Genomic DNA, 15,403 nt, shown 5'->3' on the forward strand with positions numbered 1-15,403 from the left:
CGTGCTATCAGGTTGTGACCTGACAGCGCCTTGCGCTAATGGCCGTCAGTCATGCAACGTGGGGCCGCGTTGCGGCCCATCGCCGGCAAGCCAGCTCCCACAGGGAGCGCATCAGGGCTGACAGGTGTTTGCCAGAAGATATGCAGCGCCTGTGAGATCGAGCGCCGCGCGGGCGGCGCTCGCTCTAACAGGCGCTGCCATACCTTGTGGCAATCACCTGTCAGCCCTGAGGCGATCCCTGTGGGAGCGGGCATGCCCGCGAACACCGGTGAAGCCGGTGCCATACACCGCAACACTTGCTTCGCGGGCCCGCCCGCTCCCACAGGGTTCAGCGTAAATCCAACATGCAGTACAGCGTGATTCCGTCGGACAAATCTTGTCCGACAATCCATGCTTCCCTAGAATACCGCCGCCGCGAATGGCCCTGCCCCTGCAGTAGCGACCATGCCCACCCAATCCCCGCCTCGAGCATTTTACAGGTCGCACCCCGAGCTGATCCTCAATTTGGGCAGTTGCCTTGCCGTGCTCGCTATCGTGGCGATCGTCAGCTACCTGCTGGCCCGCGAGCGGGACAGCGTCGAGCAGTCGGCCGTGCGTTCAGCCAACAACATCGTGCAACTGATCGAAAGCGACATCCTGCGCAATGCCGAGCTGTACGACCAATCGCTCAAAGGGTTGATCTGGGCCGTTGGGCGCAAGGAGCTTCCGGAAATTCCCGGCCCGTTGCGCCAGCGTCTGCTGTTCAATGAGGCGTTCGTCGACCGCCAACGCGGTGACGTGCTTTGGCTGGACAAGCAAGGCAACGTGGTCGGTGACTCCACCAGCAGCGTGCCGCGCCAGGCCAACTTTGGCGATACCGGGGTCTTCAGGGCGCACCAGCGCAATGCTCACCTGGGGCTGCTGGTGGGCCCGCCATTCAAGGCCAAACTGGGTGACCTGGACTGGTGCATCAGCTTCAGCCGGCGTATTTCCGGGCCGCAAGGCGAGTTTGCCGGGGTCGCCGCCGGGGCGCTGCGCCTGTCGTACTTCAACGACCTGTTCCGGCGCCTGGACATCGGCGACGACAGCAGCATCAGCCTGCTGAACACGGATGGGCAATTGCTCGCCCGGCAAACCTCGCGCCCGGAAACGCTTGGGATCGGTACCAATTTTGCCACTCGGCCGAATTTCAAACGCATTCTCCGCGAGCAGCACGGGAGTTTCACCGCCCCCGCGACCAGTAACGGCCAGCCACGCATGTTCACCTTCGCCCGGGTAGCGCAGTTACCGCTGATCGTGCTGGTGCAGCATTCAGCTGACGAGGTGTTCCAGTCGTGGCGCCGTACCGCCACGGTGGTCAGTGTCGCCACGGGCGTATTGTGCATCGGCATCCTCTGGCTCACCTTGCTGCTGGGCCGGGAATTGCGCCGCCGCCACGAAGCCGAACAGGGCTTGGCGACACTGGCAGCTACCGACAGCCTCACCGGCCTGGCAAACCGCCGGCGGCTGGACCAGGTATTGCGGCAGGAGTGGGCGCGGGCGCAGCGCAATCACACGCCGTTGGCGTTGCTGATGGTGGATGTCGACCATTTCAAGGCATTCAACCAGCGCCATGGTCATGCCGGTGGCGACCATGCCCTGCGCGAGGTGGCCAAGGCAATCGAGGCATGCCTGAGGCGCCCTGCAGACCTGGCTGCGCGCTATGGTGGGGAGGAATTTCAGGTAGTACTGCCGGAAACCGACCTGGCAGGTGCTCAACTGATGGCTGAACGCATCCGCCTGAGCGTAGAGGGGCTGGCACCGTTTGCCGATGATGCCCGTGGGGTCACGGTCAGCATCGGCATCGGGTTGTCCGGCACCCAGTACGACCTTGCCAGGTTGCTGGGTGCTGCGGACGAGGCCCTCTACCGGGCCAAGGCCAAAGGCCGTAACCGGGTAGAAGGGCCAGAGGCTTAAGAGCGAGCGCGGGCAGCGTTGCGCAGTGCCTTCACCTGGTCGTGGTTGCGCTGCACGCCTTGCAGCTGTTTTTCCACCAGGGCATAGGAATTGTCGGAAGCAATACGGCCCAGTTTAACCAGCTTCTCGCGGGCTTCCTTGTATGCCTTGAGCGCATGGTCCTCGCCACGCTCGACCTCATTGAGCACGGACTCTTCGTCTTTACCGGTAACCATCGATTTCAGGCTGACCCAGCCGCGATGAAGGTCGCCGCTAATGCTGGTGGAGGTTTCCGGATCGCCACCCAGGCGGCGAACCTCGCTCTGCAGCTCAGCAGCCGCATTGGCACATTCTCCAGCACGCTGTACGAAGAACGCTTTCAGCTCTGGATTCTTGACATCATCGGCCGACTCACGAAAACCTTTCTCGCCGTCCTTGCTGTACTCGATCAGGTCGTTCAGTACATCGATCACGTCTTTGTTCGGGTTGCTCATGGTAAAGCTCCTTGGCAGGTGATAGTCATCTGGATAGGAGCAGTGTTCATGCCAACCTGGAATTATCTTGTATGTCCTTCAATATCAATGACTTACATCAGACGCAGAAAAGCCGGATACCGGTGTTCTGCATGATTACCGCTTGGGGGCTCGTGCAGATTGCAGTATGGTCAGCGCTTCGTCACAACCCGGTCTCTTCTGATGAAACCCGAAACCCTGGAACTGTTGGTGACCCGCACGATGCCCTTCGGCAAATACCAGGGGCGATGCATTGCCGACCTGCCGGGAGACTACCTGGCCTGGTTCGCACGCAAGGGTTTCCCTACGGGGGAACTGGGGGGGTTGCTGGCGTTGATGCATGAGATCGACCATAACGGCCTGGGTGATCTGCTAAAGCCATTGCGGCAGAAGCACGGGTGAACCCGCTCCCTCAGGTGGCCCGCGCAATCTGCAAGCCTGCGAAATGCCTGTAGGAGCGGGCTTACCCGCGAAGAGGCCAGTACTGCCTATACAAACCGCTAGCCTTTAACGGGCGCCACAGCCAGCTCTACCCGCTCACTCTTCTTGATCACGGCATAGACCACCGCCGTGAGCAAACTGCCCGCGACGATCGCCAACAGGTACAGCAGCGCGTGGTTGATCGCATTAGGGATCAGCAGCACGAACAAGCCGCCATGCGGGGCCATCAGCTTGCAGCCGAAGTACATCGACAATGCCCCGGTCAACGCACCACCGGCGACACTGGCCGGAATAACCCGCAGCGGGTCTTTGGCAGCAAACGGGATCGCCCCTTCCGAGATGAAGCACAGCCCCAACGCCAGGGCCGCCTTACCGGCCTCGCGCTCGCTTTGCGCGAACTTGCGCCGGGCGATGAAGGTGGCGATACCCAGGCCGATGGGCGGCACCATGCCCGCCGCCATGGTAGCGGCCATGGGGGCGTAGCTCGACGAGGCCAGCAGCCCCACCGAGAACGCATAGGCGGCCTTGTTGATCGGCCCGCCAAGGTCGACACACATCATGCCGCCCAGCAAAAGCCCCAGCAGAATGGCGTTGGTGGTGCCCATGCTGTCCAGGAAGCGGGTAAGGCCTTCCAGCATGGCTGCAACCGGCTGGCCGACCACGTAGATCATCACCAGGCCGGTGAACAGGCTCGCCAGCAACGGGATGATCAGGATCGGCTTGAGCGCCTCCAGGCTGCTGGGCAAACGAGCCCAGCGGGCGATGGCCTTGGCGCTGTAGCCCGCCAGGAAACCGGCCACGATGCCGCCAATGAAGCCGGCACCCAGGGTGCTCGCCAGCAGGCCACCGATCATGCCCGGCGCCAACCCGGGGCGGTCGGCGATAGACCAGGCAATATAGCCCGCCAGCAGTGGCACCATCAGTTTGAAGGCCGCTTCGCCACCAATCTGCATCAGCGCCGCCGGCAAGGTGCCGGGCTCCTTGTAGGCCTCGATGCCGAACACGAATGACAGCGCGATCAGCAGGCCGCCCGCCACCACCATCGGCAGCATGAACGACACGCCAGTCAGCAGGTGCTTGTACACCCCGGTCTTTTCACCCTTGGCGGGCGCGGCCGCCGCGGCATCGGCGCTGTTTTCCACCTTGCCTTCGGCCAAGGCCTTGTCCAGCGTGGCCCGCGCCTGCTTGAGGGCGACCCCGGTACCACAGCGGTAAATACGTTTGCCGGCGAAGCGGGCGGTGGGCACCTCGATGTCGGCGGCCAGCAGCACCACATCGGCCTGGGCGATGGCTTCGGCAGACAACGGGTTGCGTGCGCCGACCGAGCCCTGGGTTTCCACGGTGAGCTGGTAGCCCACTTGTTGCGCTGCCTGCTGCAAAGCCTCCGCGGCCATGAAGGTGTGAGCCACACCGGTCGGGCAGGCTGTGACTGCAACAATCTTAACGCCGGCAGAACGCTCTTCCAGCGCCGGTTTGCCTGGCACATCCGTCAGCAAGCGGGCGTTGGCCGCCGCCTCATCGAGGAAACCTTCGCGGTCAGCCAGGGCCTGCGACGGCGTGCTCTGGAACAGGCGCTTGCCGACGAAGCGGGACAGGTCAACCGGGCCGGTGCTGACCACCAGCACCCAGTCGGCCTCGGCGATTTGCGTCGCGCTCAGTTGCCGCTCGGGGTGTTCGGCATCCTGCACCTCGACACTGGTGCTCCAACCGCGCCGCTGGGCTGCGGCAGACAGCAAGCGGGCACTCAGCAAACTCGACACCTGGCCATTAGGGCAGGCGGTGACAATGGCAATGTTCATCGGCAACCCTCTTGTTGTTCTGTCAGTTGCACGGCCGCCTGCAGCCGAGCCAGTTGCTCACGGTCGCAGATGCCGAAGCCTACCTGGGTGACGGCCTGGGCGGCGATGGCGGTGGCCCGGGACAAGGTCTGCGCGGGCGCTTCGCCCTGCAGCAGGCCATGCACCATGCCGGCGACCAGGGAATCCCCTGCCCCTACCGTGCTGGCGACCCGCACCGTGGGCGGGACTGCGTGCAGCACGCGGTCGCGCATGTACCAGCTGACCCCCTCCTCACCCGCCGATACCACCACGTGTTCGATGCCGCTGGCCAACAGGCGCTCGGCAGCGGCGCCTTGCTGCGCCTGGGTAACCACAGCCTCGCCGAGCACTTCGCCCAGCTCTTCGGTGTTGGGCTTGACCAGCCACGGCGCGCTTTGCAAACCGGCCCGCAAAGCTTCACCGCTGCTGTCCAGGGCCACCTTGAGGCCTTGGGCCTTGAGCTGTTCGAGCAATTGTTGGAACCACTCGGCGCTGACCCCACGCGGCAGGCTGCCGGCCACCACCACCGCATCGTGGCCTGGCGCGACCTGGGCCAGGCGGCTGAGCAAGGCATCGCGCGCCGCCTGGTCCACCTGCGGGCCTTGGCCGTTGATGTCGGTCACGCGGCCATCGGCTTCGACCAGCTTTATGTTGCTGCGGGTTTCACCCGCCACGCGGACAAAACAGTCGGCGAAGCCGCGGGTTTCGATCAGCGCCTCGAACGGTTGCAGGTTGTCACCCCCGAGGAAGCCGCCCACGGTTACGCTGTGCCCCAGGTCGGCCAGCACCTGGGCGACATTCAGCCCCTTGCCGGCGGCGTGGCTGTGCTGCGCCTGGCTGCGGTTGACTTGCCCTGGGCGCAAGGTGCCCAGGCCGATGGTGATATCCAGCGCCGGGTTCAGGGTAAGGGTGAGGATCTTGGCCATTCAGTAACGCTCCACCAGCGCGCGTACCGCTGCCGCGCTGTCCTGTTGCAGGGCCTCGCGCGCCAGGGCGCGGGCCGTCTGGTGATCGGCCTGGCGGACCAGGGCCTTGACTTCGGCAATGCTGCGCGAGGCGACGCTGAGTTCATCCACGTCCAGGCCCAGCAACACGGCGACCGCTTGCGGGTCGGCCGCCAGCTCACCGCACACACCTACCCATTTGCCATGGGCATGGGCGGCACGCACCGTCATGTCGATCAGGCTGAGCACCGCCGGGTGCAGGCCGTCGGCCTGGGCCGAGAGGCTCGGGTGGCCACGATCGATGGCCAGGGTGTACTGCGTCAGGTCGTTGGTGCCGATGCTGAAAAAGTCCACTTCGCGGGCCAGCTGTGGCGCCAGCAGGGCTGCCGAGGGGACCTCGACCATGATGCCCAGTTGCAGGTCGGCGACCGGGATTTCGGCACGCAAACGCTCGACCATGGCCCGCGCCTCACGCCATTCGTGCACCTGGCCGACCATGGGGAACATGATACGCAGCGGCCGCTGGTCGGCGGCCCGCAGCAACGCACGCAACTGGTCTTCCATGAGGTGCGGGCGCTGCAGGGTCAAGCGCACGCCGCGCACGCCAAGGAACGGGTTTTCTTCGGCTGCAATCGGCCAGTACGGCAACGGTTTGTCACCGCCGACATCCAGGGTACGCACTACCAGCGGCCGCCCGTCCAGGCCATCGAGCACACGGCGGTACTCGGCCTCCTGGGTGGCCACGTCCGGCGCTTGAGGGTGCGCCATGAAAATCAGCTCGGTGCGCAGCAGGCCCACGCCCTCGGCACCTTGGTCCACCACCTTGGCGATGCCAGTGCTTTCGCCGATGTTGGCAAACACCTCGACTGCATGCCCATCACGGGTAACCGCGGGCTCGAAACGGCTGGCCCAGGCAGCCTGCAAACGCTGCTCGCGCTGGTCGCGCTCGGCCAGCGCGCGTTGCAGCTCATCGGCCGGCGGCGCCACGCTGACCGTACCGCGCTGGCCATCGAGCAGCAGCGGTGTACCGCTTTGCAGCAGCAGTATCGCGGCCCCTGCGCCAACCACCGCGGGGATACCCAGGGCCCGAGCGACGATGGCGCTGTGCGCGGTCGCGCCGCCCTGGGCGGTGACGATACCGGCCACCCGGCTCGGGTCCAGCCGGGCGACATCGGAGGGGCCCACTTCGGTCATGACCAGCACGTAGGGCTGCTCGGGTTCCACTTGCGCCTGCACCCCGCACAACTGCGCCAGCACGCGACGGCCCACGTCACGCAGGTCGGCGGCGCGCTCGGCCAGCAAGGCATCATGCAAGGCCTCCTGCTGGCGGGCCGCGGCCTCGATCACCGCCATCCACGCGGCGGCGGCGCTCTCGCCTTGGGCCAGGCGCTGTTCGACATCGTCGGTCAGGGCGGGGTCGGCAAGCATCTCCTGGTGGGTGACGAAAATCTCGCCAATGGCTTTGTCGCTGCGCTGCACCAGCGCCTGCAGTTCACTGCTCACGACCGCCAGGGCGTCGCGCAGCTTCTGCCGCTCCTGCGTGCACGACTCGCCACGCAGGGGATAGTCGAACTCGCGCTCGACACACACGTGCGCGGGGCCGCTGGCGATGCCTGGGGCGGCGCCCACGCCTTGAATGCGGCTCCCGGCCGGTGGCGCTTGTACCACCTCGGGCGCGGCCTCCGGTTCAGCGCTGGTGCCCTGTGGCAGCGGCTCGACTTCCTCGCCCAGACCCTGCTCGATGGCGGCCAGCAGCGCTGGCAAGGCATCGGCGGCAACCGCGGGTTCGGCGAGCAATTCCAGCACCTGGCCACGGCGGGCGCCCAGGCTGAGCAGCTTGCTCAGGCTCTTCACCGACACCGCTGGCTGGGCGCTGTCGGCCAGGCGTACGCGGATGTCCCCTTCAAAGCCTTTGGCCAGTTGCGCCAGCACCTTGGCCGGGCGGGCATGCAGCCCATGCGGGTTGGCCAGCACCACGCGGGCGCAGGGCCAGTCTGGCGGCGCCTCGCCTCCCAGAACCTCCAGCACCGCACGGCTACTGGTGGCCTGGTAGAGCGTCTGCCCGCGGCCTTCGATCAGCACTTCGCACAGCCGCTCCAGCAAGGCCTGGTGGGCCGCGCCGAGGCTGGCCAGGCAAAACAGGCCATTGAGCGGCTGGTCACGGTAGCGCAGCGGCTGTTGCGGGGTGACGAAGGCCAGGCCTGGCTGGCGCACCTGGCGCTCGCTGTGCAGCCACCACAGGCCTTCGCCCAGCGGCAGCGGCTCGGCCTGCTGCAGTACGGCGGCAAAACCGCTGTCGACGCAGTCGGCGCGCTGCAACAGCCGGGCCCCACGCCAGGCCAGTTCGTCGAAGTCTTCGGCTGGCAGGTTCAGGCCGACCAGTTGCGCATCCAGGGCCAGCGCTTGCGGCGCGCCTTGCAGCAGCTTGAGCAACGCCTCGGCGGAGCTGGCGCGGCGCAGCGCTTCGGCCAGGTCGGTTTCGCCCAGCGCACGGGTCAGCAGTTGCAGCAGGCGCAGGTGTTCATCGGAACGCGCAGCGATGCCGATGGCCAGGTAGACCATCTGCCCATCACCCCAGTCCACCCCTTCAGGGAACTGCAACAGGCGTACGCCGGTGGCATACACCAGGTCACGGGTTTGCGGCGTACCATGGGGAATGGCGATGCCCTGGCCAAGGAAGGTAGAGCCTTGCGCCTCACGGGCTTGCAGCCCTTGCAAGTACCCGTCGGCAACCAGGCCATCGGTAACCAGCCGGTCGGCCAGCAGGCGCAAGGCCTCAGCCTTGTCGGCTGCCGTCTGACCCATGGCTATCTGCTCCTTGGCGAGCTCGAGCATGACCTTCTCCTTATGCAGTTCCCGTTGGGGTACTGGAGTATTGTTGTGAAATTCACGTAACGTCCAGCGGCGGGCTGCAGGCCTCGAGCTGCGCGTTGCAAGCGAAAGCGGACAGTGCACCGACACGCATTTTCTTATAGCTTGCAAGTTGAAATTTGCAGCTTGGGGCTGCCAGCCTAACGCTTGCAGCTTTCTCGGCCGAGGCAGAAAATCGGCAGCTGAAACGTTTAATCTGACCAGGCGGCCACGTTACTCGATAATCTGCGAAGGAAAAAGCCCCATCTTGTCGGACAATTGCGACAATAGTCGTCTGCGCGGATGGCCGGTAGGCGGTCAAGCTAGCCGGCCCGGCCTGCCCGCCAGCCCCGGTAACAACAAGGAAAATTCGGTGAAACTCAGCGATATCGCCCGTCTGGCCGGTGTGTCCGTAACCACCGCCAGCTACGTCATCAATGGCAAGGCTGAACAGCAACGCATCAGCAGCAGCACGGTCGACAGGGTGCGCGCGGTGGTCGAGGCCCACGGCTTCACCCCCAACCCACAGGCTGCTGGCCTGCGCAGCCGGCATACCCGTACCCTGGGGTTCATTCTCCCGGATCTGGAGAACCCCAGCTACGCGCGCATTGCCAAGCAACTGGAACAGGGCGCCCGCGCCCGCGGCTACCAGTTGCTGATCGCCAGCAGCGATGACCAACCCGAAAGCGAACGCCAGTTGCAGCAACTGTTCCGCGCCCGTCGTTGCGATGCGCTGTTCGTTGCCAGTTGCCTGCCAGCCGAAGATGACAGCTACCGCGAACTGCAGAACAAAGGCCTGCCGGTGATCGCCATCGACCGCCGCCTGAACCCAGCGCATTTCTGTTCGGTGATCAGCGACGACCGCGACGCCAGCCGCCAGCTGGCCGCCAGCCTGCTGCGCGCCGCGCCACGCAGCATTGCCTTGCTCGGCGCCCGCCCGGAGCTGTCGGTCAGCCAGGCCCGTGCAGGTGGTTTCGATGAAGCGCTGCAAGGCTATGCCGGTGACGTGCGCCGCTACCAGGGCGAAGCCTTCAGCCGGGCATGCGGCCAGCGCCTGATGCAGCAACTGATCGACGACCTGGGGGGCCTGCCCGATGCCCTGGTGACCACCTCGTATGTGCTGCTGCAAGGGGTATTCGACACACTGCAGGCGCGCCCCGCCGGCTCCCGGCAGCTGCAGTTGGGCACGTTTGGCGACAACCAGTTGCTGGACTTCCTGCCACTGCCGGTCAATGCCATGGCCCAGCAGCACGGCCTGATCGCCGCCACTGCGCTGGAACTGGCGCTGGCCGCCATCGAGGAAAAGCGCTACGAACCTGGCGTGCATGCCATAGGCCGTACGTTCAAACAACGTATCGCCGCAGGCTGAACATGCGCCTGATCGACACCCACACCCACTTGGACTTCCCCGACTTCGACGCCGACCGCGCGCGCCTGCTGGCCAACGCGGCGGCCCGCGGTGTGGAGCGAATGGTCGTGCTCGGGGTGTACCAGGCGAACTTCCAGCGGGTGTGGGCGCTGGCCGGCGCCGAACCAGGCCTGTACGCCGCGCTGGGCCTGCACCCGGTCTACCTGGAGCAGCATCGGCCCGAGCACTTGCAGCAATTGCGCGAGTGGCTGGAGCGCCTGCGCGGTGACCCACGGCTGTGTGCAGTGGGCGAATTTGGCCTGGACTATTACCTCGAACACCTGGACAAGGCCCGCCAACAGGCGTTGTTCGAAGCACAACTGCAGATGGCGTGTGATTTCCAGCTGCCGGCGCTGTTGCACGTGCGCCGCAGCCATGCCCAGGTAATTGCCACGCTCAAGCGCTACAAACCGGCACGGGCGGGGGTGGTGCATGCCTTTGCCGGCAGTTATGAAGAGGCCCGCGAGTACATCAAGCTGGGCTTTCGGCTGGGGCTGGGCGGTGCAGCGACCTGGCCGCAGGCATTGCGGCTGCGCAAGACCCTGGCGCGCCTGCCGCTGGACAGCGTGGTGCTGGAGACCGATGCGCCAGACATGGCGCCGGCCATGTTCCCAGGGGTGAGGAACAGCCCGGAGCATTTGCCCGAGATAGCCGGTGCGCTGGCGCAAGTGATGGGGGTCGAGGCCGGCGAGCTGGCTGCAGCGAGTACCCGCAACGCGTGTGAGCTGTTCGGCTGGTAGCCGCGCTGCCCCCGCCTGATTTCAGGCCAGCACCGTCCACAGCGCAAACGCGGCATACCACAACACCGCGCAGCGCAGCAGCAGCTCCCACAGGCTGTCCAGGCGCCCCAACCCACGCTGGCTGTCTTCATCGTCGGGAATGTCGTCGGCAACGCGCCCGACCCGGGCCACCAGGTGTGCGGCGCTGATGTGCCAGTTGAGCACCTCGTGCAGCATCACCCGCGTCACCGCCAGGAAATTGCCCACCAAGGCAAAGCTCAACGCCAGCACGCGCACCGGCAGCCAGTCCATGATGTGCCGCAACTGCTCGGCGCGCGCCTTCAGCACCGCTTGCCCGCTGTGCCCAGCGCACAGCGCCAGTAACCGATAAGCCAACGCTGCCCCCGGCCCCAGCACGAAATACCAGAAGATCACGGCGAAGAAGCCCTGGTACACCTGCCACAGCAAGTGGCCCTGCACCCGCACCAACAACGTGTGCGGCTCATCGGCCGCCAGGCCAAGGTCGCGCTCTGCCACGTGCAAGGCAGCCTGGTCATCGCCCCGGCGCCAGGCGTCACGGAACGGGCCAAGCGACGCCTTGGCGTCACCGCGGCCCAGGCTGTAGACCAACACCAGCAGATGCACCGGCAGCGCCAGCAGGCCATAGGCCACGGGCTCCAGTACGTGCAACAGCAAGACCAGCAGGGCGACCGGTGCCAGCACCAGAAGCGTCAGCGTCCACCACGGGTGGACCTTGCCGCTGCGTTCCAGGCGCACCAGCTCACCAAGGAAAAAACCGTCACGTTGCACCTGATGGCGCAGGGCCGAGAACTTCTCGACCCACAGCGCCAGCACCAACACCAGAAAACTCATGCCTTGTCCTCATTGTGCTGCAGCGCTTCACGGTAGCGCGGCCAGTCGAATGCCGGGCCGGGGTCGGTCTTGCGCTGCGGGGCAATGTCGCTATGGCCCTGGATACGGCCCAGGTCGATGGCCGGCCAGGCACCGCAGATGTGCCGCGTAAGCTGTTCCAGCACGGTGTACTGGGCATCGGTATAGGGCAGGTCGTCAGTGCCTTCCAGCTCGATGCCGATGGAGAAGTCATTGCAGCCTTCGCGCCCGTCGAAACACGAAACACCTGCGTGCCAGGCGCGGTCGCACAGCGACACGAACTGGGTCACCGCGCCATCACGCTCGATGAACAGGTGGGCGGACACGGTCAGGTGGCTGATGCTGGCAAAGTACGGGTGTTCCTGGGGGTCCAGGCGGTTCTGGAACAATTGCTGAACCTTGCCGGTACCGAAACACGCCGGCGGCAGGCTGATGTTGTGAATCACCAGCAGGGAAATCGCTTCGCCCTCCGGCCGAGCATTGAAGTTGGGCGAAGGGCAATGGGTGATTCCGTTTCCGTGGAACCAGCCAGTGGCACGGTCCAATTGCATGGGGCAGATCCTGAAAACGCCTTGAACAGGACAACAGTATGCCTTGCGGCTCACGCCCTGTGCAGGTGAATGATCACGGGCGCAGGCCGTCAAGTACGGCCTCCAGTGCACGCTCGAACAACAGCCCGTCCCCCAGCACCCGCACTTCGCCGCGCTGCAGTGCCCTGGCCAGGCTGGCGCTGCTCCACTCTCGCACTTTCAGGCCGGTGCGGTTGCTGAACACCAGCCTGTCGCTGTTCTCGACACGTGCTACCAGCTTGCAGCGCAGCGGTGGGTCTTCATCCAGCACCTGGACCCAGGTACCGACGCGCAGGCGCTGCGCCTGGCGCACTGCCGCAGCGTGCCCGCTGTCGCCCCCTGGCGGCGGGCAGCCTGGTTCTTCGGCACTTGCCAGGACAATCGCTTGCGTCACCCGCACCTGGTCCAAGGGTTGCCACTGGCCTCCCCCGCAGGCGCACAGGTGCAACCGCTCAAGCTGCTGGAAGAATGCGCGGGTCGTGAGCGAGTCCTGCGCCACGCTGGCCAAGCCGTCGCGCAACGCCTTGAGCAGCCCTGGCACCTGCTGCAACAGGGTTTGCGGCTCACGGCCCGGGGTAACGCTGAGCAGCAGCGTGTCCATGGTCTGCACCGCATCGCACCACGCCCCGGAACCCTCGCCGTGCTTCAGCCAGGCCAGCAGCAGGACCTGGCTCCAGGCCTGTACCAGCATCTGCACCACCACCTGGGGCAACACCTGGCCGCGCAGGCGCTGGTTGAGCAATTGCTGCACCTGGTGCCTGGCCTGCAAGGTGCGTGCGCGGCCCTCTTCGGCGTCGCGGGTACGTTGCTCGAGCAGCTCGCTGCGCCGCCGCTCCTCTTGGCTGAACGCGAGAAAATCTTGCAGCAGGTGGTCGAACACGCGGGTATCTTCGTCAAAATCACTGAGCACGCGCTGCACGATCAGCGCCACCCGCACGTGCAGACTGTCGCGCACATTTTCGCGGCCACTCTCCCAGCCGATGCCCGCCGCTGCGATTTCGTTGAGCAGCCGCCGTGCGGGGTGGCCAGCCCGGCAGAACAACCCCTTGTCCAGCAGCGCCACCTTCAGCAGCGGGATGTGCAGCCGGATGATCAGCGCCCGCAGGCTGGCCGGCAGGTTGTCGTCCTGCTGAATGAACGCGAACAGCAGGTTCACTAGGTTGATCATGTCTTCGTCGGCGACCGCGATACGCCTGCGTATGCCACTGCGCACGCTGACCCGCAGCAGCAATTGCTCAAGCTGCTGGCCAAGCTCGAAGTCATCTGCCTCGTGCGTGGCGGGCACATAATGCTGCAAATGGGTCAGTAACCGCAGCAGGTCGGCGGTGCTGATCGGCTGTGCGGCAGCCACCCCCTGCAAACGTGGGGCAAATTGCCCCCGCACCGGCGCCAGCAGGGTTTGCAACGAGGCAAAAAACGCCTGCCCGGCTGCGTCCGCGCCCACATCCTGGCCTGGCATGGGCGGGCAACGTCGCGCGCCCAGGCGCCGCTCCTCGGCAGGCCGGCGCGGTACCGGTTGCAGTTCGGGCAGCACGCCGGCGGCGGCCAGCAGCTGGTTGGCCTCGCCGTAGATCACATCGGCATCACTGAGCACATAGCGCTCGAACAGCGTGAGCAACACCAGCTTCACCCGCAGGCAAACCCCCAGGTTACGCCCGGCATCGAGGAAGTAACCACATAATGCGGCGGGCCCTAGCGGGTTGTCGCCCTCGTACACGGGGCGGTCGAGCAGCACCTGCAAGCGCAGCCCCAGCTGTTGCAAGGCCGGGCGATGACGTGCCAGCACGCGCCCCACCATGCCGTCGACAGCAGCGCCCCGCTCGGCCTGCGCTTTGCCGCACGTGTTCCCCGGCTGGGCCAGGTGCAGCAACAGGTCCGCGTGGCCGATGCGGGCGAAAGTTGCATGGAAGATGTCGAGAAAGCCACGCTCGATGCTTTTGCGCTTCAGGCGCAGGTCGCGCATGGCCTCGAAATACAAGTTCTGGTCGGCGTGCTCGAAGGCTTTGTCAGCCATCTCGAACAGGGTGTCGTCAGCGTTGTCGAACAGCGCCTGCAAGCCCAGGCGCAACTGCAGGGCGGCCTTGTCGCGGACTTGCAGCAGCAACACCGGAAGGCAAGGCAGAGGCGCACGCCGGCCCCGGTCGATGGCGGCCGCCAGCGGCACCACCTTGCCTTCTTCATGCATCCTGGACTCCTTGCAGGGTGTGTGGCCCGCCGCAGCAGGTATCGTCAAAGCTATGACGCCAAATACTGGTCGCCATTATCGGCAAAAACCCGCAGCGCTGCCAGCACGGATTCACCCCAGGCAGGCGCCCGCCACGCGCCGACCAAAGGTCGGCACCAAGGCGGCTGTACACACCAGCCCCCTGCCCTATAATCGCGGGCATCTTGCTTGTGGAGCCGACCATGCCGAACCTACGCCTTGCCGACCTGACCGCTGAAATCGAAGCCAACGTGCGCCGTGCGCTGTTGGAGGACATCGGCAGTGGCGATATCACCGCGCAGTTGATCCCGGCCGAGCGCCTGGCCAAGGCGACCATCATCACCCGCGAGGACTGTGTGATCGCCGGCACTGCCTGGGTCGATGCGGTATTCCGCCAGCTCGACCCGCGGGTGGCGGTGCACTGGCAAGTCACTGACGGTGACCGTGCCAGCGCCAACCAGCCCCTGTTTCACCTCGAAGGCCCGGCCCGTTCGCTGCTCAGCGGTGAGCGCAGTGCCCTGAACTTCCTGCAACTGCTGTCGGGGGTCGCCACCCGTGCGCGCTTTCTTGCCAGCCTGGTAGAAGGCACCCAGGTGCGCCTGCTGGACACCCGCAAAACCCTGCCTGGCCTGCGCCTGGCGCAAAAGTACGCGGTGACCTGTGGCGGCTGCGACAACCACCGCATCGGCCTGTACGACGCTTTCCTGATCAAGGAGAACCACATCGCCGCCAGCGGTGGCGTGGCTCAGGCCGTGGCGGCTGCGCACCGCATTGCCCCGGGCAAACCGGTGGAAATAGAAGTGGAGAGCCTTGGCGAACTGCGCGAGGCGCTGGCGGCGGGGGCCGACATCATCATGCTCGACGAACTGAACCTGGAAGAAATGCGTGAGGCTGTGCGCATCACGGCCGGCAAGGCCAAGCTGGAGGCCAGCGGCGGGGTCAACGAGAGCACCCTGCGGGTGATTGCCGAAACGGGCGTGGACTACATCTCGATCGGGGCGATGACCAAGGATGTGAAGGCGGTCGACCTGTCGATGCGGCTGAGCCTGTGAGCTGATCGCAGGCAAGCCAGCTCCCACAGGGATCGCATCAGGGCTGACAGGTGTTTGCCACAAAATATGCAGCGCCTGGGAGA

At 65.5% G+C, this 15,403-nt stretch carries 12 protein-coding genes; 5 read left to right on the forward strand and 7 right to left on the reverse strand.

Annotation, left to right across the window (positions count from 1 at the left end; all coding sequences use genetic code 11):
* Positions 1-444 precede the first annotated feature (444 nt).
* Positions 445-1,935 (forward strand): sensor domain-containing diguanylate cyclase, encoded by a 1,491-nt coding sequence (locus GYA94_RS24980; protein WP_110678751.1) that lies wholly within the window; start codon positions 445-447, stop codon positions 1,933-1,935.
* Here the strand turns inward: GYA94_RS24980 and GYA94_RS24985 are convergent.
* The gene (locus GYA94_RS24985) at positions 1,932-2,408 is read right to left on the reverse strand and encodes a ferritin-like domain-containing protein (protein ID WP_054911435.1); all 477 of its coding nucleotides are present in this window, start codon (positions 2,406-2,408) and stop codon (positions 1,932-1,934) included. The genes GYA94_RS24980 and GYA94_RS24985 overlap by 4 nt on opposite strands.
* A gap of 201 nt (positions 2,409-2,609) precedes the next feature.
* On the opposite strand from GYA94_RS24985, the gene GYA94_RS24990 reads away from it, so the two are divergent.
* Entirely contained in the window at positions 2,610-2,828 is a 219-nt protein-coding gene (locus GYA94_RS24990) for a DUF3820 family protein (protein WP_009682711.1), read from the forward strand.
* 98 nt (positions 2,829-2,926) lie between these two features.
* Here GYA94_RS24990 and GYA94_RS24995 read toward each other — a convergent pair whose 3' ends face one another.
* Genes GYA94_RS24995 through ptsP form a run of 3 tightly spaced genes read right to left on the reverse strand, consistent with a single transcriptional unit; the run spans position 2,927 to position 8,463 of the window.
* Entirely contained in the window at positions 2,927-4,666 is a 1,740-nt protein-coding gene (locus tag GYA94_RS24995) for a PTS fructose-like transporter subunit IIB (protein WP_009682710.1), read from the reverse strand.
* The gene (gene pfkB, locus GYA94_RS25000; protein WP_161893318.1) at positions 4,663-5,610 is read right to left on the reverse strand and encodes a 1-phosphofructokinase; all 948 of its coding nucleotides are present in this window, start codon (positions 5,608-5,610) and stop codon (positions 4,663-4,665) included. The genes GYA94_RS24995 and pfkB overlap by 4 nt, the downstream gene beginning before the upstream one ends.
* Positions 5,611-8,463 (reverse strand): phosphoenolpyruvate--protein phosphotransferase, encoded by a 2,853-nt coding sequence (gene ptsP, locus GYA94_RS25005; RefSeq protein WP_161893319.1) that lies wholly within the window; start codon positions 8,461-8,463, stop codon positions 5,611-5,613.
* 388 nt (positions 8,464-8,851) lie between these two features.
* Between ptsP and cra the strand changes: the two genes are divergently transcribed.
* Both cra and GYA94_RS25015 read left to right on the forward strand, forming a co-directional pair.
* Positions 8,852-9,847: a catabolite repressor/activator gene (cra, locus tag GYA94_RS25010; protein WP_029886926.1), complete on the forward strand. Its 996-nt coding sequence runs from the start codon at positions 8,852-8,854 to the stop codon at positions 9,845-9,847.
* Positions 9,848-9,849: 2 nt separating this feature from the next.
* On the forward strand, positions 9,850-10,626 hold the full coding sequence (locus GYA94_RS25015; protein WP_054881926.1) for a TatD family hydrolase: 777 nt from the start codon (positions 9,850-9,852) through the stop codon (positions 10,624-10,626).
* Between the two features lie 21 nt (positions 10,627-10,647).
* On the opposite strand, the gene ampE is transcribed toward GYA94_RS25015, so the two are convergent.
* The 3 genes from ampE to GYA94_RS25030 all read right to left on the reverse strand — a co-directional run bounded on the left by ampE (position 10,648) and on the right by GYA94_RS25030 (position 14,250).
* Complete coding sequence (gene ampE / locus GYA94_RS25020) at positions 10,648-11,478, reverse strand: regulatory signaling modulator protein AmpE (RefSeq protein WP_110678738.1); 831 nt, start codon at positions 11,476-11,478, stop codon at positions 10,648-10,650.
* A complete protein-coding gene (ampD, locus tag GYA94_RS25025) occupies positions 11,475-12,047 on the reverse strand; it encodes a 1,6-anhydro-N-acetylmuramyl-L-alanine amidase AmpD (RefSeq protein WP_161893320.1) in 573 nt (190 codons plus the stop codon). Before ampD ends, ampE begins: the two co-directional genes overlap by 4 nt.
* A gap of 73 nt (positions 12,048-12,120) precedes the next feature.
* Positions 12,121-14,250, reverse strand: coding sequence for a DUF1631 domain-containing protein (locus GYA94_RS25030; RefSeq protein WP_161893321.1), 2,130 nt, complete (start codon positions 14,248-14,250; stop codon positions 12,121-12,123).
* 221 nt (positions 14,251-14,471) lie between these two features.
* Between GYA94_RS25030 and nadC the strand changes: the two genes are divergently transcribed.
* Entirely contained in the window at positions 14,472-15,320 is an 849-nt protein-coding gene (gene nadC / locus GYA94_RS25035; protein ID WP_054914219.1) for a carboxylating nicotinate-nucleotide diphosphorylase, read from the forward strand.
* Positions 15,321-15,403: the final 83 nt, after the last annotated feature.

Source organism: Pseudomonas juntendi (genome assembly GCF_009932375.1).
Lineage (GTDB): Bacteria > Pseudomonadota > Gammaproteobacteria > Pseudomonadales > Pseudomonadaceae > Aquipseudomonas > Aquipseudomonas juntendi.